17 protein-coding genes and 1 pseudogene are annotated in these 18,113 nt (G+C 61.3%); 5 read left to right on the top strand and 13 right to left on the bottom strand.

Translation table 11 applies throughout. The features are described 5' to 3' along the window. The first annotated feature begins 59 nt into the window (after positions 1 to 59). Positions 60 to 806 carry an NRDE family protein gene (locus N005_RS05135; RefSeq protein WP_047700004.1) on the top strand — a complete coding sequence of 249 codons (747 nt, stop codon included), beginning with the start codon at positions 60 to 62 and terminating at the stop codon, positions 804 to 806. Between the two features lie 94 nt (positions 807 to 900). Here the strand turns inward: N005_RS05135 and ptsP are convergent, their stop codons facing one another. Further along, positions 901 to 3,180 (bottom strand): phosphoenolpyruvate--protein phosphotransferase, encoded by a 2,280-nt coding sequence (gene ptsP / locus N005_RS05130; protein ID WP_024777955.1) that lies wholly within the window; start codon positions 3,178 to 3,180, stop codon positions 901 to 903. A 22-nt stretch (positions 3,181 to 3,202) separates the two neighbouring features. Then, a complete protein-coding gene (locus tag N005_RS05125) occupies positions 3,203 to 3,682 on the bottom strand; it encodes an RNA pyrophosphohydrolase (RefSeq protein WP_003186867.1) in 480 nt (159 codons plus the stop codon). 143 nt (positions 3,683 to 3,825) lie between these two features. Between N005_RS05125 and N005_RS05120 the strand changes: the two genes are divergently transcribed. Further along, positions 3,826 to 4,482: a histidinol-phosphatase gene (locus N005_RS05120; protein WP_047700000.1), complete on the top strand. Its 657-nt coding sequence runs from the start codon at positions 3,826 to 3,828 to the stop codon at positions 4,480 to 4,482. A 93-nt stretch (positions 4,483 to 4,575) separates the two neighbouring features. Here the strand turns inward: N005_RS05120 and N005_RS05115 are convergent, their stop codons facing one another. Next, positions 4,576 to 5,004 (bottom strand): DUF2269 family protein, encoded by a 429-nt coding sequence (locus N005_RS05115; protein ID WP_047699998.1) that lies wholly within the window; start codon positions 5,002 to 5,004, stop codon positions 4,576 to 4,578. 173 nt (positions 5,005 to 5,177) lie between these two features. After that, complete coding sequence (gene ilvA, locus N005_RS05110; RefSeq protein ID WP_047699996.1) at positions 5,178 to 6,692, bottom strand: threonine ammonia-lyase, biosynthetic; 1,515 nt, start codon at positions 6,690 to 6,692, stop codon at positions 5,178 to 5,180. A gap of 137 nt (positions 6,693 to 6,829) precedes the next feature. Between ilvA and rpiA the strand changes: the two genes are divergently transcribed. Further along, positions 6,830 to 7,504 (top strand): ribose-5-phosphate isomerase RpiA, encoded by a 675-nt coding sequence (rpiA, locus tag N005_RS05105; protein ID WP_047699994.1) that lies wholly within the window; start codon positions 6,830 to 6,832, stop codon positions 7,502 to 7,504. Between the two features lie 152 nt (positions 7,505 to 7,656). Here the strand turns inward: rpiA and N005_RS05100 are convergent. The 4 genes and pseudogenes from N005_RS05100 to N005_RS05085 form a co-directional block, all read right to left on the bottom strand. Beyond that, positions 7,657 to 8,567, bottom strand: a pseudogene (locus N005_RS05100) (SdiA-regulated domain-containing protein). Positions 8,568 to 8,683: 116 nt separating this feature from the next. Further along, entirely contained in the window at positions 8,684 to 9,616 is a 933-nt protein-coding gene (locus N005_RS05095) for an SdiA-regulated domain-containing protein (protein ID WP_047699992.1), read from the bottom strand. A gap of 232 nt (positions 9,617 to 9,848) precedes the next feature. Next, positions 9,849 to 10,514 carry a fumarylacetoacetate hydrolase family protein gene (locus N005_RS05090; RefSeq protein WP_047699991.1) on the bottom strand — a complete coding sequence of 222 codons (666 nt, stop codon included), beginning with the start codon at positions 10,512 to 10,514 and terminating at the stop codon, positions 9,849 to 9,851. 40 nt (positions 10,515 to 10,554) lie between these two features. Next, positions 10,555 to 11,949 (bottom strand): FAD-binding oxidoreductase, encoded by a 1,395-nt coding sequence (locus N005_RS05085; RefSeq protein ID WP_047699990.1) that lies wholly within the window; start codon positions 11,947 to 11,949, stop codon positions 10,555 to 10,557. Positions 11,950 to 12,150: 201 nt separating this feature from the next. On the opposite strand from N005_RS05085, the gene serA reads away from it, so the two are divergent. Further along, positions 12,151 to 13,380, top strand: coding sequence for a phosphoglycerate dehydrogenase (serA, locus tag N005_RS05080; RefSeq protein WP_041020979.1), 1,230 nt, complete (start codon positions 12,151 to 12,153; stop codon positions 13,378 to 13,380). A 196-nt stretch (positions 13,381 to 13,576) separates the two neighbouring features. Here the strand turns inward: serA and N005_RS05075 are convergent, their stop codons facing one another. Beyond that, positions 13,577 to 13,999 carry a DUF4399 domain-containing protein gene (locus N005_RS05075; RefSeq protein WP_047699987.1) on the bottom strand — a complete coding sequence of 141 codons (423 nt, stop codon included), beginning with the start codon at positions 13,997 to 13,999 and terminating at the stop codon, positions 13,577 to 13,579. A gap of 133 nt (positions 14,000 to 14,132) precedes the next feature. Here N005_RS05075 and N005_RS05070 point away from each other — a divergent pair, with 133 nt between their 5' ends. After that, the gene (locus N005_RS05070; RefSeq protein ID WP_047699986.1) at positions 14,133 to 14,711 is read left to right on the top strand and encodes a transporter substrate-binding domain-containing protein; all 579 of its coding nucleotides are present in this window, start codon (positions 14,133 to 14,135) and stop codon (positions 14,709 to 14,711) included. A gap of 85 nt (positions 14,712 to 14,796) precedes the next feature. On the opposite strand, the gene N005_RS05065 is transcribed toward N005_RS05070, so the two are convergent. From N005_RS05065 to N005_RS05050, 4 genes are read right to left on the bottom strand one after another with little or no spacing between them, the layout of a single operon-like run. After that, the gene (locus N005_RS05065) at positions 14,797 to 15,426 is read right to left on the bottom strand and encodes a class I SAM-dependent methyltransferase (RefSeq protein WP_047699984.1); all 630 of its coding nucleotides are present in this window, start codon (positions 15,424 to 15,426) and stop codon (positions 14,797 to 14,799) included. A 57-nt stretch (positions 15,427 to 15,483) separates the two neighbouring features. After that, positions 15,484 to 16,128 (bottom strand): methionine ABC transporter permease, encoded by a 645-nt coding sequence (locus N005_RS05060; protein ID WP_047699982.1) that lies wholly within the window; start codon positions 16,126 to 16,128, stop codon positions 15,484 to 15,486. Continuing rightward, a complete protein-coding gene (locus tag N005_RS05055) occupies positions 16,118 to 17,236 on the bottom strand; it encodes a methionine ABC transporter ATP-binding protein (protein WP_047699980.1) in 1,119 nt (372 codons plus the stop codon). The genes N005_RS05060 and N005_RS05055 overlap by 11 nt, the downstream gene beginning before the upstream one ends. Before the next feature lie 2 nt (positions 17,237 to 17,238). After that, positions 17,239 to 18,048, bottom strand: a complete 810-nt coding sequence (locus tag N005_RS05050) for a MetQ/NlpA family ABC transporter substrate-binding protein (RefSeq protein ID WP_047699978.1) — start codon at positions 18,046 to 18,048, stop codon at positions 17,239 to 17,241. Positions 18,049 to 18,113: the final 65 nt, after the last annotated feature.

The raw sequence follows: 18,113 nt of genomic DNA, 5'->3' as shown, positions 1-18,113 counted from the left end.
CAAAGGCGGTGCTCGGCTTTATTCTTTTAACGGATTGGCATTATTTACGGGACTACCTGATGTGCCTGATCGTATTTGCCTGGCGACCCGGTCATGCCCAACCACTGATCGTGGCGGCCAATCGTGATGAGTTCTACGCGCGCCCGACCCTGCCCCTGGCCCAGTGGCCCGACGCGCCCCATGTCCATGCCGGCCGTGACCTGGAGGCCGGCGGCACCTGGCTCGGTATCGGCGCCGGCGGGCGCTTCGCGGCCCTGACGAATATCCGTGATCCAGGCCAATTGCCGGCGTTCAAGTCTCGGGGCGAACTGGTGGCGCGGTTTCTGAGCGGAAATCTGCCGATCGCCGACTACTTGAGTGAAGTCGTGCCCCGTGCCGGCGAATATGGCGGATTCAACTTGCTGCTGGGTGACGGCAGCGAGTTGTGGCACTACAACGCCCGCGATGCCCGGCCACAGCGACTGGCCGAAGGCGTCTACGGGCTGTCGAACGCCGGCTTGAACACGCCCTGGCCCAAGCTGCTCAAGGCCCGGGCGGCACTGGTCGAGGTGCTCGCCGATCCGCAGCTCCAGGATTTGCTGGCGCTACTGAACGACCCGCAACCGGCCCCCGTGGCGGAGCTGCCGGACACCGGGGTGGGGCTGGCGACCGAGATGCTGCTGTCGAGTGTGTTCATCGCCAGCCCGGCGTATGGGACGCGGGCGAGCACGGCGTTGATTGTCCAGGCTGATGGGACGCGGCACATGGTCGAGCGCAGCTTCGGGCCCCATGGGGGGCATTTGGGGGAGATCGAGGTCAGGGTCTAGTGTTGTGGTGCTTGTGCCGGCCTCATCGCGAGCAGGCTCGCTCCCACACTGGATTCTGTGGGAGCGAGCCTGCTCGCGATGGGCGCGCCGCGGACTAAAGCGTCTTGTTCGAAGCCGGATTGATCATCCGCGCCAGTCCAAGGTTTTTCAGTGCCAGTTGCAACGAGCTATGGATGACCTGCGGATTATCGATGGTCATCACCTCCGCCAGCAGTTCCTGGGCCTTGCTGAGGTTGATCTGGCGCAGCATCCACTTCACTTTCGGCAGGTTGGTGGCGTTCATCGACAAACTGTCGAAGCCCATCGCCATCAACAGGACCGCCGCTGCCGGATCGCCGGCCATTTCACCGCAGATACTCACCGGCTTGCCTTCGGCATGGGCGTCGCGCACCACGGTCTGCAAGGCTTGCAGCACGGCTGGGTGCAGGTAGTCGTACAGGTCGGCCACCCGTGGGTTGTTGCGGTCCACGGCCAGCAGGTATTGGGTCAGGTCGTTGGAGCCGACCGAGAGGAAGTCCACCTGCCGCGCCAGTTCCTTGGTCTGGTACACCGCTGCCGGGATCTCGATCATGACGCCAACCGGTGGCATCGGCACGTCGGTGCCTTCGTCGCGCACTTCGCCCCAGGCCCGGTGGATCAAATGCAGGGCTTCTTCCAGCTCATGGGTGCCGGAAATCATCGGCAACAGGATGCGCAGGTTGTTCAGCCCTTCGCTGGCCTTGAGCATGGCACGGGCCTGGACCAGGAAGATTTCCGGATGGTCGAGCGTCACGCGAATCCCGCGCCAGCCGAGGAAGGGGTTTTCTTCCTTGATCGGGAAGTAGGACAAGGCCTTGTCGCCGCCGATGTCCAGGCTGCGCATGGTCACCGGTTGCGGATGGAACGCGGCCAGTTGCTCGCGGTAGATCGCCAGTTGTTCCTTTTCGCTGGGGAAGCGCTGGTTGATCATGAACGGCACTTCGGTGCGGTACAGGCCCACACCCTCGGCGCCGCGTTTCTGCGCCCGGGCCACGTCGGCGAGCAGGCCGGTGTTGACCCACAGCGGCATGCGATGGCCATCGGGCGTCACGCAGGGCAGATCCCTCAGCGCATCCAGGCCCAGGGACAGTTGTTTCTCTTCCTCCACCACATCGGCGAACTGCTTGCGCAGCACTTCGCTGGGGTTGGTGTAGACCTCGCCATGGTAGCCGTCGACGATCATCTGGATGCCGTCGACCTTGGAGTACGGCAGGTCCACCAGGCCCATCACCGTGGGGATGCCCATGGCCCGGGCGAGGATCGCGACGTGGGAGTTGCCCGAACCCAATACCGAGACCAGCCCCGCCAGCTTGCCCTCGGGCACCTCGCCGAGCATGGCCGGGGTCAGCTCCTCGCTGACCAGGATGGTGTTGTCGGGGTAGACCAGGGTCTGCTGGCGTTCCTGCTGCAAGTAGGCCAGCAGGCGGCGGCCGAGGTCCTTGACGTCCGAGGCGCGCTCGCGCAGGTAGGCGTCGTCCATCAGTTCGAAACGGTTGACGTGGTCGGTCACCACCTGGCGCAACGCACCCTGGGCCCATTGGCCGGTCTTGATGACCGTGGTCACTTCGCTGCCCAGGGAGGCGTCGTCGAGCATCATCAGGTAGACGTCGAACAGCGCGCGCTCTTCGGGGCGCAGCTGCGTCGCCAGTTTGGCCGACAGGGCGCGCATGTCGGCGCGCACACCTTCGATGGCGGTCTTGAACAGCTTCAGCTCGGCATCGATGTCGCTGATGGCCTTGTCCGGCACCACGTCGAGGTCGGCGGGTGGCAACATGACCACCGCCGTGCCCACGGCAGCGCCCGGAGAGCCCGGTACGCCGACGAACTTGGCTTCCTGGATGCCCTTGCCCTGGCGACCCAGGCCGCTGATCGAGCCGGTGGCCTCGGCGTGGGCGATCACCCCGGCCAGTTGCGCGCTCATGGTCACGAGGAAGGCTTCTTCGCCTTCGTCGAACTGGCGACGCTCCTTTTGCTGGATGACCAACACGCCGACGACCCGGCGGTGGTGGATGATCGGCGCGCCGAGGAACGAGGCATAGCGCTCCTCGCCGGTTTCGGCGAAGTAGCGATAGCGCGGGTGGTCCGCGGCGTTTTCGAGATTCAGGGGCTCTTCGCGCGTGCCGACCAGGCCGACCAGACCTTCATTGGGTGCCATGCTGACCTTGCCGATCGAGCGCTTGTTCAAGCCCTCGGTGGCCATCAGCACGAAACGGTTGGTCTCGGGGTCCAGCAGGTAGACCGAGCAGACCTGGCTGCCCATGGCCTCTTTGACGCGCAATACAATAATCCCCAACGCCGCCTTGAGATCCTTGGCGGCGTTGACTTCCTGGACGATCTTGCGCAGCGTATTGAGCATGGCTCGGGGTCGAACTCCGTCGTCAGTCGCGCGTCAGCAGGCGCGGGGCAAGCTCTTTGAGAGCGCGTCGATACACCTCGCGCTTGAATGTCACCACCTGGCCCAGCGGATACCAATAGCTGACCCAGCGCCAGCCATCGAACTCCGGTTTACCGGTCAAATCCATCCGCACCCGCTGCTCGTTGGAGATCAGGCGCAGGAGAAACCATTTCTGCTTCTGGCCGATGCACAGCGGCTGGCTGTGCGTCCTGACCAGGCGTTGCGGCAAACGATAGCGCAACCAGCCTCGGGTGCAGGCGAGTATTTCAACATCTTCGCGCTCCAGCCCCACTTCTTCGTTCAACTCGCGGTACAAAGCCTCTTCCGGCGTCTCCTGGGGGTTGATCCCGCCTTGAGGAAACTGCCAGGCGTCTTGATTGATACGGCGAGCCCATAGTACCTGCCCGGCATCATTCGTAAGAATGATCCCCACATTGGGTCGGAAACCATCGGGATCGATCACGGCAACAACCTCGCAAGCGCATGTCGCCGCATTGTTCCACAAAGGTTGTGAAAGCAGCAACGAGCCTGCCCAGGTTATGTGCACTCTTGTGAAAAGTCCGTATTCTGAGCGCCTTTCTTCAGAAATTTCAGCGAGTAACTGCAATGCGGCTGGCCTTATTCGACCTGGACAACACCCTGTTGGGCGGCGACAGCGATCACGCTTGGGGCGATTACCTGTGTGAGCGCGGCTTCCTGGACGCCGTCGCGTACAAGGCGCGCAACGATGAGTTCTACCAGGATTACCTGGCCGGCAAGCTCGACAATGCTGCCTACCTGAACTTTTGCCTGGAAATCCTCGGCCGCACCGAAATGGAAGTGCTGGCCCAATGGCATCTGGACTACATGCGCGATTGCATCGAGCCCATCGTGTTGCCCCAGGCCATCGAACTGTTGAAGAAACACCGTGACGCCGGCGACAAGCTGGTGATCATTACCGCCACCAACCGCTTCGTCACCGCCCCAATTGCCGAGCGCCTGGGGGTTGAAACCCTGATCGCCACCGAGTGCGAGATGATCGATGGCCGCTACAGTGGGCGCAGCACCGACATCCCCTGCTTCCGCGAAGGCAAGGTGACCCGCCTGAATCGCTGGCTGGAAGAAACCGGGTATTCCCTTGAAGACAGCTATTTCTACAGCGACTCGATGAACGACTTGCCGTTGCTGGAGGCGGTTACGCATCCGGTGGCCGTGGATCCGGACCCGAACCTGCGGGCTGAAGCCGAGAAGCGTGGTTGGCCGGTGATCAGTCTGCGCGACTGAGATCGTCATCGCGAGCAGGCTCGCTCCCACATTGGAATGCGTTTTCCCTGTGGGAGCGAGCCTGCTCGCGATGAATTCGACTCGGTTCCAGGCCTAGACCGGCTTGGCACCCATCAACCCGGCAATGGCGATCAGGCAGACAAAACTGAACAGCGCCAAGGCCAAGGTAAAGGTACCGTTGCCCGCCGTCGGCAGCTTGCGCCGCTTGTTCAATCGCACCAACAGCCAGAACCCCGTCAGCGTCGCCAGGGTGTAGAGGATGCTGGAAGCCAGCAGCCAGGTCTGTCCCAGCGGCCAGCCGATCTGATGAACCATCCACCAGCCCGTAAAGGGCAGGCTCGCCAGGGCAAGCACCATCACCAGCCAGACAAACACCCGTGGGCGCTGCAGTAAGCGGGCAGGGGCCGTGGCGTCGCCGTGGCGGCGTGTCCGCCAGACCCAGACAGCCAGCCCCAACGCGCCCACCAGCAGCAGTGCAGTGGCCACGACGTGAGCGATCTTCAGCGCAGTCAACGTTTCCATTGTTCGATTTCCTTATGGCTTACTCAGCAGCTTAGCCCCTGTGGCGAGGGAGCTTGCTCCCGCTGGGTCGCGCAGCGGCCCCCCCAAAAAAACGGTGAGTGCTACGCACTGGAGCGCCAGCCCGGTCAAGCGGGAGCAAGCTCCCTCGCCACGAGGCGTTCGGCACCGCGGACTCACCCCAGGAACAGCTGGTACGCCGGGTTATCGCTTTCATCCCAGTACGGATAGCCGATCTCTTCGAGGGCGGCCGGCACCAGGTGACGCTCATCGTGGGGCACTTGCAAGCCGGCGACCACACGGCCGTCCGCCGCGCCATGGTTGCGATAGTGGAACATCGAAATGTTCCAGCGGCCGCCCAGCTTGTTGAGGAAGTTGAACAGCGCGCCGGGGCGTTCAGGGAATTCGAAGCGCAGCACCACCTCGTCGATGACGTGGGCCGCATGTCCGCCGACCATATGGCGGATATGCAGCTTGGCCAGTTCGTTATCGGTCAGGTCCAGTACCGGGAAACCTTGCTCGGTGAGGCTGGCGATCAGTGCGCTGCGTGGGTCGTTTTCCGGGTGCGTCTGCACGCCCACGAAGATGTGTGCCTCGCTGCCGGTGTTGTAGCGGTAGTTGAATTCGGTGATCTGACGCTTGCCCACGGCTTCGCAGAACGCCTTGAAGCTGCCGGGTTGCTCGGGAATGGTGACCGCGATGATTGCTTCGCGGCCTTCGCCCAGCTCGGCGCGCTCGGCCACATGGCGCAGGCGGTCGAAGTTGACGTTGGCGCCGGAATCGATGGCCACCAGGGTCTGGCCGCTGATGCCGCGTGACTCGACGTATTTCTTGATCCCGGCCACACCCAGGGCGCCGGCAGGTTCGGTGATCGAGCGGGTATCGTCGTAGATATCCTTGATTGCGGCGCAGATCTCGTCGGTGCTGACGGTAATCACTTCATCGACGTGATGCTTGCAGATATCAAAGGTGTGCTGGCCGATCTGCGCCACGGCGACGCCGTCGGCAAACAGCCCGACGCTGGGCAATACCACCCGCTCGCCGGCGGCCATGGCGGCCTGCAGGCAGTTGGAGTCGTCGGGTTCGACACCGATGACCTTGATCTCAGGGCGCAGGTACTTCACGTAGGCCGCGATCCCGGCAATCAGTCCGCCACCGCCTACCGGAACGAAAATCGCGTCCAGGTGCCCCGGATGCTGACGCAGGATTTCCATCGCCACCGTGCCCTGCCCGGCAATGGTGTGGGGGTCGTCGTAGGGATGGATATAGACGTAACCCTTTTCGTCGACCAGTTTCAGCGAATAGGCCAGGGCCTCGGGGAAAGAGTCGCCGTGCAACACCACTTTGCCGCCACGGGAGCGCACGCCTTCGACCTTGATTTCCGGAGTGGTCTTGGGCATCACGATGGTGGCTTTCACGCCCAGGACCTTGGCGGCCAGGGCCAGGCCCTGGGCATGGTTGCCCGCCGACGCCGTGACCACGCCCCGTGAACGCTCTTCATCGCTGAGCTGGGTCAGCTTGTTGTACGCCCCGCGGATCTTGAACGAGAACACCGGCTGCAAGTCTTCGCGCTTGAGCCAGATGCTGTTGCCCAGCCGCTCGGAAAGCTGGCGAGCGGTCTGCAGCGGGGTTTCTACGGCGACGTCGTAGACGCGCGAGGTGAGGATCTTTTTGACGTACTGTTCGAGCATCGGAAAGCATCACTGGGCGGGTTGGGCAGGGCCAGGGAGTCTAACCCGGCTTTTGGCCGGGCGACCACACGAATCCCGAGGTTTTGTTGGGTTATACTCGCGCCCCTCTTTACTCCCTGCCCGTTTTCGGAGCCCGCATGACCCAGGATCAACTCAAACAGGCCGTGGCCCAGGCCGCCGTCGACCTCATCCTCCCGAAACTGGATGACAAGAGCATCGTCGGGGTCGGCACCGGCTCCACGGCCAATTGCTTCATCGATGCGTTGGCACAGCACAAGGGTGCCTTCGACGGGGCGGTTGCCAGCTCCGAAGCCACCGCTGCGCGGCTGAAGGGCCACGGGATCCCGGTGTATGAGCTCAACACCGTGAGCGACCTCGAGTTCTACATCGATGGCGCCGACGAAAGCGACGCACATCTGAATCTGATCAAGGGCGGTGGTGCGGCCCTGACCCGCGAGAAGATCGTCGCGGCGGTGGCCAAGACCTTCATCTGCATCGCCGACGCCAGCAAACTGGTACCGGTGCTCGGAGCGTTCCCGCTACCGGTCGAAGTCATACCGATGGCTCGCAGCCACGTGGCTCGCCAATTGGTGAAGCTGGGCGGCGACCCGGTGTATCGCGAGGGTGTGCTGACCGATAACGGCAACATCATCCTGGACGTGCATAACCTGCAGATCACCAACCCGACGGAGCTGGAAAGCCAGATCAACGCCATCGTCGGCGTGGTCACCAATGGTTTGTTCGCTGCCCGTCCTGCGGATGTGCTGTTGCTGGGCACGGCGGAAGGGGTGAAGACCCTGCGGGCCGAGTAAATCGGGAAAATGCCCGGTCTTCTGGTCGAAGTCGGGCCCCCTGTGGGAGCGAGCCTGCTCGCGATAGCGGTTTCACATTCAACGCTGATGTGACGGGTGGATCGCTATCGCGAGCAGGCTCGCTCCCACATTGGATCTATGCCAGGCCAGGTTCAGGGCTGTGGTTTCTTGAACACATAGAACAGATTCGGCTCGCTCACCAGGTACAGGGTGCCGTCATCGTCCATGGCGATGCCTTCGGCCTGGGGCACATTTTTCTGCAATCCCTGGCGCCCTTGCTCAGCGACAGGGTGCTCAGGGGCTTCCCGTCGATATCCAGTTCGATGATCAACCGCGACTCATCGGACAATGCCAACAAGTGGCCGCTGCGCTCATCGTATTGCAGGCTCGACAGGTCGCGCACGAACAGTCCGGCATCGCGCTTGGGGTTGTTGATGACGTGGACTGCGTAAGATTTTTCTGAATTGTGGTGGGGAAAGCCCTGCACTTCATAAATCAGCATCGGGTCACGTTCCTTCGCTACGAACAGCCGGTTGCCCTCTGAGTCGTAGGCCAATCCCTCGAACCCTTTGTTCTTGCTCATGTGCACGCCGAGGGTCATTTGTTCGGCGTCGGCCGCGTCGAGAAACGGGGTGTCTTCGTCCAGGTGGATCTTGATCAGCCGCTGCTGGCGCTCGTCACTGATGACGTAGATGTTCTCGCTGATGAATTCCACGGCTTCCGGATCACCGAAACCGATCAAGGCCACGCGGCGCAGGATCTTGCCGTCCAGTGACAGCTCGATCAGTTCGGCATTCTTGTTGGTGACGGTGAACAGGCTCTTGCGTACCGGATCGAACGTCAGCGCCGACACGTCGTCGAGACCCTCGATCACCTGGGCTTCCATCGTGACCCGGTACTGGTCCAGGGCGATGGCCTGCTCGTTGGTGGGTTGCCAGAGTGTATTGAAGTTGAACCAGGCCCGTTCGAACAGCCGCAGGTACTGGCCCGCCGCAATCAGGACGATCAGGGCAATGGCCAATAACGCCAGGATCAAGGGTTTGGGGCGGGCAAGTCGACGCATGGGGTGGGCTCGGATAAGAACAGGTGGTTGGAAATACCACGACTGCCTGAACTGAAGCTTAATGGCTGTGTGCCACACCCTACAGCGAAGGAGGAATTGCCTTACAGAGTTGCGCGTCAGCGTTGTTTCTCGAAACGATAGAACAGGTTTGGCTCGCTGACCATGTACACGTTGCCGGCCTCATCCATGGTGACACCTTCGGCGCGAGGGATGGTGTCCTTCAGCCCGTTGAAGCCGCCCAGCAAGGTCATGAAGCTGACTTGCTGGCCTTTTTCATCAAGTTCCAGCAAAAGGTGCGAATCAGCCGAAAGCACCAGCATGTGGCCGGTTCGAGGGTCTATCGCCAGGGCCGAGAGGTTGCGCAGGTCCAGTTCATTACTGACATGGATCTGTTTGTCGCCCTTCAGCAAAAGGCTGCCATCGCTTTTCCAGGTGAACAACGTTGGTGGACGTTCCTCGCCCAGCACCAGTTGCTGGTTGCGTGGGTCCCAGACAACCGCTTCGAAGCCCTTGTTCTGGTTCTTTGAAGGGCCAAGATCGTAGAGAGGGGAATCGCTCTTTTTCAGTTCATGCGTATCGGCGTCGACGTGGACGATCGACAGCGTGTGGCTTCGCTCGTCGGTAATGGCCAGCAGTCCGTTCTCCATGAAAGACACCCCTTCCGGATTGCTCCAGCCCACCAGCGGCATCTTGCGCAACACATCGCCCTGCAAGGTCAGCTCTACCAGGAACGGGTTCTTGCCCATGACGGCAAACAGGGTCTTGGTCTGTGGGTTATAGGTCACATCGGACGCTTCATCCTTTTCCATGCCCGGGAGCGGCTTGGCGTCGATCACGGCCGTATAGTCCGGCAGCCAGACACTTTGCTGGCGCTGAGCGGGGCTTTGAAAGTGTTCCGCGACCCAAAGTCGGCCCCGGTCATCCCAATGCATCGCAAACGCCAACCCATAGGCGGCGGCCACGGCCAGCAGCGACCAGACATACCAGGGCAGGGCAAAGCGGGAGCGGTGGGCAGGTTTGGCGTGGGGCAGTGCTTGGGTCTTGGCCATCGGTGATCGCGTTCCAGGAATTCGGGCTGGGGAATGGCTGGCTCAGATGCCGCATTCTTCGGAATTATCCGGATGGCATGTGAAAAAAACGGTAAATCGTCAGGTTGGATCCATTAATCACCTCTGTGGGAGCGAGCCTGCTCGCGATGGCGGCGTGTCAGGCAACATCAAGGTTGCAGGCAGACCGCTATCGCGAGCAGGCTCGCTCCCACAAGGGAAACGGTGCTGCGCTTTAGCAAACGCTGCTTTCGAAACGGCTTGTCCCCGGCAGTTCCAGCACCAGCTCATCCCCTACATTCAGCGGTCCGACGCCCGCCGGGGTGCCGGTGAGGATCACGTCGCCGGCCTGCAGCGAGAAGCAGCCGGCCATGTACTGGATCATCGGCACGATGGGATTGAGCATCAGGCTGCTGTTGCCGTCCTGGCGTACTTCACCGTTGATGGTCAGGCGAATGGGAATATCGGCCAGGTCGGCAAAGGTGGCGTTCGATACGAAGGGTGCGATGACCGCCGCGCCATCGAATGACTTGGCGACTTCCCACGGCAGGCCCTTGGCCTTGAGTTCGGCCTGCTTGTCCCGAAGGGTCAAGTCCAGGGCCGGGGCAAAGCCGGAGATGGCATCGAGGACTTCTTCGACGCTTGGCCGGGGCGACAGCGGCTTGCCGATCAGCACGGCGATTTCCGCTTCGTAATGCACCGAGCCCCGCTCGACGGGAATGCTGAAGCTGCCTTCCAGCGGAACCACGCAACTGCCGGGCTTGATGAACAGCAAGGGTTCGGTGGGCACCGGGTTATCCAGTTCCTTCGCATGTTCGGCGTAATTACGGCCAATGCACACCACTTTCCCGACCGGGAAGTGGATGCGGGTACCGTCGACATACTGGTGCTGATAGCTCATTACCGACTCCTGTTATCTGAAACTCATCAGGTGCTTTGCATCACACCGCGAAAATCTTGCCCGGGTTCATGATGCCGTTGGGGTCGAATGCCGCCTTGATGGCTTTCATGTATTCGATTTCCACTGGCGAGCGACTATATGTCAGGTAGTCGCGCTTGGTCATGCCCACGCCGTGTTCCGCCGAAATCGAGCCGTTGTACTTCTCGACGATTTCGAACACCCATTTATTCACTGTCGCACATTTGGCGAAGAATTCGTCCTTGCCCAGGTTGTCCGGCTTGAGGATATTCAGGTGCAGGTTGCCGTCACCGATGTGGCCGTACCAGACGACTTCGAAATCAGGGTAGTGTTTTCCGACAATCGCATCTATTTCCTTGAGAAACTCCGGGACTTTCGAGACAGTCACCGAGATGTCGTTCTTGTACGGTGTCCAGTGGGAGATGGTTTCGGAGATGTACTCACGCAGTTTCCAAAGATTCTGCAGCTGGGTTTCGCTCTGGCTCATCACGCCATCCAACACCCAGCCTTGCTCCACACAGTGCTCGAAGGTTTCCAGGGCGTGATTGGCAACATCTTCGGTGGTGGCTTCGAACTCCAGCAGGGCATAGAACGGGCAGTCGGTTTCGAACGGCGCCGGTACGTCGCCACGGCCCATGATCCTGGCCAGGGCCTTGTCGGAAAAAAACTCGAAGGCCGTCAGGTCGAGCTTGCCCTGGAACGCGTGGAGCACCGGCATGATCGAATCGAAGTCCGGCGTGCCGAGCACCATCGCGGTGAGGTTTTTCGGCGCCCGATCCAGGCGCATGGTGGCCTCGACCACGAAGCCGAGGGTGCCTTCGGCGCCGATGAACAGCTGTCGCAGGTCGTAGCCCGTGGCGTTCTTGATCAGGTCCTTGTTCAGTTCCAGCAGATCGCCCTTGCCGGTGACGACCTTCATCCCGGCTACCCAGTTACGGGTCATGCCATAACGAATCACCTTGATCCCGCCGGCATTGGTGCCGATATTGCCGCCAATCTGGCTGGAACCGGCCGAAGCGAAGTCCACCGGGTAATACAGCCCATGCTCTTCGGCCTTGTTCTGCAGTTGCTCGGTGATCACGCCCGGCTGGCAGACGGCGGTGCGGTCGGTGAGGTTCACCTCGAGAATCTGGTTCATGTAGTCGAATGACACGACCACTTCGCCGTTGGCCGCCACGGCGGCGGCGGAAAGCCCGGTGCGCCCGCCCGATGGCACCAGGGCAACCCTGTGTGCATTGGCCCAGCGTACGATGGCCTGCACTTGTTCGATGGTCTTGGGAAAAACGATGGCGCTCGGCGCCGGGGCAAAGTGCCGGGTCCAATCCTTGCCATAGGCTTGCAGGGAGTCGGCATCGGTCAGGACCTTACCAGGCTCGACCAGGGACTTGAGTTCTTCTACCAGGGCAGGATTGGTCATCGGCAAAACTCTCGAACAATTCATGGTCACCCTGAGAACGCTTCATGTCGCAGAATGAGTGTTTGCAGGTCGCATATGCTAGCATACCGCCCCCGCAGGACAGTGCCGAAGGTCGTTCTGCGGCGACGGCCATCACGCCGATCGGGCCAGCATGCGCTGTCCGATTCCCTGCCATTTTTTCCGGGACACAGGTTTAAGCAGATGAGCAAGACTTCACTCGATAAGAGCAAGATCAGGTTCCTTCTCCTCGAAGGCGTCCACCAATCGGCTGTCGACGTCCTCAAGTCGGCGGGCTATACCAGTATCGAGTACATCACCAGTTCTCTGCCGGAAGCCCAGCTCAAGGAAAAGATCGCCGATGCTCATTTCATCGGCATTCGCTCCCGCACCCAATTGACCGAAGAGATCTTCGACCACGCCAAGAAACTGGTGGCGGTCGGCTGCTTCTGCATCGGCACCAACCAGGTTGACCTCGACGCGGCTCGCGAGCGCGGTATCGCGGTGTTCAACGCACCGTATTCCAACACCCGTTCCGTTGCCGAGCTGGTGCTGGCCGAAGCGATCCTGCTGCTGCGCGGCATTCCCGAGAAAAACGCTTCCTGCCACCGTGGCGGTTGGATCAAGAGCGCGGCCAACTCCTTCGAAATCCGCGGCAAGAAGCTGGGTATCGTCGGTTATGGCTCGATCGGCACCCAGTTGTCGGTCCTGGCCGAAGGCCTGGGCATGCAGGTGTTCTTCTACGACACCGTGACCAAGCTGCCACTGGGCAACGCCACCCAGGTCAACGATCTGCATGAGTTGTTGGGCATGTCCGACATCGTGACCCTGCACGTGCCGGAAACCGCGGCGACCCAGTGGATGATCGGCGAGAAGGAAATCCGCGCCATCAAGAAGGGCGGGATCCTGATCAACGCCGCCCGCGGTACGGTGGTCAAGCTCGATGCTCTGGCCGACGCGATCAAGGACAAGCACCTGATCGGCGCTGCCATCGACGTGTTCCCGGTGGAGCCGCGCTCCAACGACGATATCTTCGAAAGCCCGCTGCGTGGCCTGGACAACGTGATCCTGACCCCGCACATCGGCGGTTCCACCGCTGAAGCCCAGGCCAACATCGGCCTGGAAGTGGCGGAAAAGCTGGTCAAGTACAGCGACAACGGTACCTCGGTATCGTCCGTGAACTTCCCGGAAGTGGCCCTGCCGGCGCACCCTGGCAAGCACCGCCTGCTGCACATCCACGAAAACATCCCGGGTGTGATGAGCGAGATCAACAAGGTCTTCGCGGAAAACGGCATCAACATTTCCGGTCAGTTCCTGCAGACCAACGACAAAGTCGGCTACGTCGTGATCGACGTCGATGCCGAGTACTCGGACCTGGCGCAAGAGAAGTTGCAGCACATCAAGGGCACCATCCGGTCCCGCGTGTTGTTCTAAAAAGACTGGGTGGCAAGTCGAGGTTGGACTTGCAATAAAAAACGGGAGTCCAAGAGGGCTCCCGTTTTTTTATGGCCTGATACACCGCGCAACCTGTGGGAGCGAGCCTGCTCGCGAAGGTGGTGCATCAGTATGCGGAGATGTCGCTGATCCGACGCTTTCGCGAGCAGGCTCGCTCCCACAAAGGTTAGTGTGGTTACTTCACGTTTACCGTGATTTTTTTGGAAACGATCGGCGGATCGAACGGCATATGCCCGCTGTCGCCCAGTTCCAGTTGCAAGGTGTGCGTGCCCGGGGCCAGTTTGATGGTGGCTTCGGTTTGCGCCTTGCCGAAGTGCATGTGGTTGGCGTCGGTTGGAATCGGTGCGCCTGCGGCAGGCAGTTTGTCGACGTCGATCAGCAGATGGTGGTGCCCGGTGTTCTTTGTCGTATTACCCGCCGGCGCCAGCGCAATACCCTCGACGCCGAACCTGACCTTGAATTCCTGGGAGACGGTGTCGCCATCGGCTGGGGACACGATAAACACTTTTGCGTCTTCAGGCGCAGGCGTTGCTGCCGCCAGCATCGAAGTGCCCAGCAACAGGCCTGTCAAAACTGCACGTGACATAAAGCTTTTCATTTTTCTCTCCAGTTTTTCCATGAAATCCTATTGGTCGTGACAACTTCATGACCAATCGTTGTCGAAGCCTGCAACAACCATAGCAAAGCGAGCCTGAAACGAGCGTCGCTTGTACCCATACAAAGGAGTGACCATGCGTTTCCTGCCTGGCCTGATCTGCCTGCTACCTCTTCTGAGCCCCCTGGCCCATGCCGAGCTGATCGACGACATCAACGACCGTGGCGAACTGCGCATCGCCCTCGAAGCCAATGCCGCTCCCTTCAACTTCAAGGAGGACGGCAAGCTCACCGGCTTCGAAGTGGAACTGGGCCAGATGCTGGCCAATGAACTCGATGTGCGCGCCGACTTTGTGGTTACCGATGCCGCGGATCTGCTGAGCGGCGTGGAAAGCGGCAAGTACGACGTCGCCATCAACCACATAGCAATGACCCCGGAACTGGCGGAACGTTTCGACACCAGTGCGGCTTACAGCCGTCCGGATGCGCAACTGCTGGCGAGCAAGGAGGACACACCGCGCCCGCTGATGATGGCGCAGTCTTTCCAGCCGGAAGAAAAGAGCGGCCCGGCACCGAGCCTGGTGATTCCGTTCCAGAAGGGCAACCCGGCGTTCAAGGCCAGCGTGGACAACGCCCTGGCGCGTATCAAGGATGATGGGAGGCTGGAGCAGTTGACGCAGAAGTGGTTGGGTAAGCAGCAGTCGGTTGGGCAGTAATGCCGTCATCGCGAGCAGGCTCGCTCCCACATGGAAACTCCATCACCTGTGGGAGCGAGCCTGCTCGCGATGAGGTGCTCAAGGGTTAGACAATCTTGCGCCAGACACTCGCCAACCAGGGCTGCTGCTCCCGGGGCAACCCCGTTGGCCGGTAGTAGTGCTCCAGCTCCTCAAAGCCGGCTGCGATGAGCAGCGTGCGCCAGGCCTCGAGGTCGTGGTAGGCGCCGAAGCGCTGGCCATTCCAGCCTTCCTGGTTCTCGCCCCGGGGGTTGGAGCTGAACAGCACGCCGCCGGGTTTGAGGGTGGCATGCAGCTGCTCGAGCACCCTGGGCAGTTCCTGGACGGGGACATGAAACAGCACGGCGTTGGCGAAGATCCCGTCGAAGCGTTCGCTTGGCAGGTCCAGTTGCAGGAAATCCTGCTGCCACACTTCGCAGCCGCTGTCCTGGCGTGCCATTCGGGCGAATTCCTGCGAGCCGTCGAGGCCCACCGCAACGTGCCCCATGCGGGTAAATGTCTGCAGATCCCGCCCCGGGCCGCAGCCGAAATCGAGAATGTGAAGGGGGGCCGGGCCTTGGATATGCCGCAACAGCGCGTCGATGTTCTGGCTGACGTCGTGATCGCGAGTGCCTTCGCGAAAGCTCTCGGCGACCGAGTTGTAATGGCCCAGGGTCGTGGTGGTAATGGCGTGGAGGTCGTCGGGGGAGTGTTTCATGGCGAGGCTTGAGTGAGGAGCGAAAGCCGACTATACCCCATCGTCACGCCCATCGACTCAACGCCTGTTCAACCCTCGCGCCAAGCGGTCACCGCCCACTTGAATCAGTGCCACCAGTGCCACCAGCAAGACGATCACGGTGAGCATGATCTGGCTGTCGAAGCGCTGGTAACCATAACGATACGCGATGTCCCCCAGGCCGCCGGCACCGATGGCACCGGCCATGGCCGAGGAATTGATCATGGTCACCAGCGTGATGGTAAAACCGCCGACGATGCCCGGCAGGGCTTCTGGCAACAGCACGTGCCAGACGATATGCCAGCGTCGGCAGCCCATGGCCTGGGCGGCTTCGATCAAGCCGTGGTCGACCTCCCGCAGGCTGACTTCGGCGATGCGGGCGAAGAAGGGTGTGGCAGCGATGGTCAAGGGCACCACGGCGGCCCACACGCCGTAGGTCGTGCCGACGATCAGCCGCGTGAACGGGATCAGCGCCACCATCAGGATCAGGAAGGGTATCGAACGGAATAGGTTCACGAACGCGCCTAGGGCGCGGTTCAACGTGGGCGCTTCGTAGATCCCGCCCTTGCCGCTGGTGACCAGAATCACCGCCAGAGCGATGCCGGTTGGTAACGCGATCAGCGACGACACGCCCACCATCAGCAGCGTGTCGATGAAACCCTGCAACAACCGATCAAACCACATAGCCCAGCACCTCCACCTGTTGTGCCCAATTGCCCGCGCGTTGCCGCAGTTCCTCGACGCCCCAGGACGAGCCGCTGACTGCCAGCAGCAACTGGCCGAGCCCGTGCCCCTGAATTCTTTCGATGCCCCCATGCAGCAGCCGCACCCGCCCGCCCAGGGCACTGAATAGCTCCGCCAGATCCGCTTCCTCCCGTCCTGTGCCGGTGAACTGCAAGCGCAGCACCGCAGCTGCGTCTGCCGATGGCGGTTGTGCCTGCAAACGACGTTGCAATTCCTCCGGCAAGGCCTGTTGCAACGGCGCCAGCAATGTCCGGCTGACCTCATGCCGAGGGTTGCCGAACACCTCCCAGACCGGCCCCTGCTCGGCGATCCGCCCTTGTTCGAGCACTACCACGCGGTCGCAGACTTCACGGATCACCGCCATTTCATGGGTGATCAACACGATGGTCAGGCCCAGCCGCTGATTGATCTGGCGCAGCAGGCCGAGAATCGATTGGGTGGTTTCCGGGTCCAGGGCCGAGGTGGCCTCGTCGCACAGCAAGATCTGTGGGTCGTGCACCAGCGCCCGGGCGATGCCGACGCGCTGCTTCTGGCCGCCCGAGAGCTGTGCCGGGTAAGCCATGTGCTTGTCTTGCAGGCCGACCAGTTCCAGCAGTTCGCGAACTTTGCGCTGGCGCTGTTCCTTCGGTACGCCGGCGACCTTCAGCGGCAACTCGACGTTTTGCCACACGGTCTTGGCCGACATCAGGTTGAAATGCTGGAAGATCATGCCGATACGTCGGCGCAGTTCCACCAGGCGATCTTCATCGAGCCCGCCGATGTCGACCTGGTCGATCAGCACCCGTCCGCGGGTGGGTTGTTCCAGACGGTTGATGGTACGGATCAACGATGATTTGCCGGCTCCACTGCGGCCAATGATGCCGAACACTTCGCCGTGCTGGATCGCCAGATCGATGCCTTGCAACGCCGCCACCCGAGCGCCGCCGTAGGTTTTGCTCACGCCGATGAAGCGCACGTGGGCGCGGTTGAGCTCCGGATGCAGCTCGGTGTGCTCGGCGCTGAGGGGCCAAGGTGTTTCCAGGCTGGGACGAGCATTGGCGACGCTCATGGTCAGCCCTCCCAACCGGCCTGGTAGAGCTTGCCGTGAGCCTTGTCCAGGGCCGATCGCACCACAGGCGAATGCTGGTAGATGTCGACGAACTTGATCAGCCGCGGGTCGTTCCGGTTCTTGGGCTGGATCACGAACTGGATGACGTACTCCTTGTGGTCGAGGCCGTCGAACAGCAACGCGGAGGTGGCGTCGAAGGTGTTCGCCAGGCGGATGTAGGCGGGATAGCCTTGCACCAGATCGGCGTCTTCATAGGCGCGCACCAGTTGCACGGCTTCGACCTGCAAGATCCGCAGCTTCTTCGGGTTGGCGACGATGTCGTCCTCGGTGGCCTTGTAGCCCACTCCCGGCTTGAGGGTGATCAACCCGGCCTTGGCCAGCAGCTGCAAGCCGCGCCCGCTGTTGATCGGATCGTTAGCGATGGCGACGCTCGAGCCCTCGGGCAGATCGTCGAAGCTTTTGTATTTCTTCGAATAGAGACCGACGTTGTTGATGATTCCCGGTGCGAACGGCACCAGGTCGAATCCGGCGGCGGCTTTGGCGTTTTCCAGGAACGGGATGTGCTGGAAATAGTTCACGTCGATATCGCCGGAGGCGAGGCTGACGTTCGGTGCGATCCAGTCGCTGAACTCCACCAGCTCGACCTTCAGGCCTTGCTTGTCTGCCTCGGCCACGGCGGCTTCCAGAGGAATGGCGAAGGCGGCGGTGGTGCCGATTTTCAGCGGTGCGTCGGCGGCGAACAGTGCCGGGCTGAACAGGCTGAGGGTCAGGGCCAGTGCTTTGACTGGCAAGGAAAGGGAGTGCTTGGTCATAAAGTTTTTCCAGTCATTTTGATAAAAAATCGATGTCTTCGTGGCGAGGGAGCTTGCTCCCGCTG

It is taken from the genome of Pseudomonas mediterranea CFBP 5447, assembly GCF_000774145.1.
Taxonomy (GTDB): domain Bacteria; phylum Pseudomonadota; class Gammaproteobacteria; order Pseudomonadales; family Pseudomonadaceae; genus Aquipseudomonas; species Aquipseudomonas mediterranea.
This window is presented reverse-complemented; position numbering and strand designations above follow the sequence as displayed.

Coding starts and splice junctions, on each gene's coding strand:
- N005_RS05135 (WP_047700004.1), top strand. CDS start 60: ATGTGCCTGATCGTATTTGCCTGGCGACCCGGTCATGCCCAACCACTG.
- ptsP (WP_024777955.1), bottom strand. CDS start 3,180: ATGCTCAATACGCTGCGCAAGATCGTCCAGGAAGTCAACGCCGCCAAG.
- N005_RS05120 (WP_047700000.1), top strand. CDS start 3,826: ATGCGGCTGGCCTTATTCGACCTGGACAACACCCTGTTGGGCGGCGAC.
- N005_RS05115 (WP_047699998.1), bottom strand. CDS start 5,004: ATGGAAACGTTGACTGCGCTGAAGATCGCTCACGTCGTGGCCACTGCA.
- ilvA (WP_047699996.1), bottom strand. CDS start 6,692: ATGCTCGAACAGTACGTCAAAAAGATCCTCACCTCGCGCGTCTACGAC.
- rpiA (WP_047699994.1), top strand. CDS start 6,830: ATGACCCAGGATCAACTCAAACAGGCCGTGGCCCAGGCCGCCGTCGAC.
- N005_RS05095 (WP_047699992.1), bottom strand. CDS start 9,616: ATGGCCAAGACCCAAGCACTGCCCCACGCCAAACCTGCCCACCGCTCC.
- N005_RS05090 (WP_047699991.1), bottom strand. CDS start 10,514: ATGAGCTATCAGCACCAGTATGTCGACGGTACCCGCATCCACTTCCCG.
- N005_RS05085 (WP_047699990.1), bottom strand. CDS start 11,949: ATGACCAATCCTGCCCTGGTAGAAGAACTCAAGTCCCTGGTCGAGCCT.
- serA (WP_041020979.1), top strand. CDS start 12,151: ATGAGCAAGACTTCACTCGATAAGAGCAAGATCAGGTTCCTTCTCCTC.
- N005_RS05075 (WP_047699987.1), bottom strand. CDS start 13,999: ATGAAAAGCTTTATGTCACGTGCAGTTTTGACAGGCCTGTTGCTGGGC.
- N005_RS05070 (WP_047699986.1), top strand. CDS start 14,133: ATGCGTTTCCTGCCTGGCCTGATCTGCCTGCTACCTCTTCTGAGCCCC.
- N005_RS05065 (WP_047699984.1), bottom strand. CDS start 15,426: ATGAAACACTCCCCCGACGACCTCCACGCCATTACCACCACGACCCTG.
- N005_RS05060 (WP_047699982.1), bottom strand. CDS start 16,128: ATGTGGTTTGATCGGTTGTTGCAGGGTTTCATCGACACGCTGCTGATG.
- N005_RS05055 (WP_047699980.1), bottom strand. CDS start 17,236: ATGAGCGTCGCCAATGCTCGTCCCAGCCTGGAAACACCTTGGCCCCTC.
- N005_RS05050 (WP_047699978.1), bottom strand. CDS start 18,048: ATGACCAAGCACTCCCTTTCCTTGCCAGTCAAAGCACTGGCCCTGACC.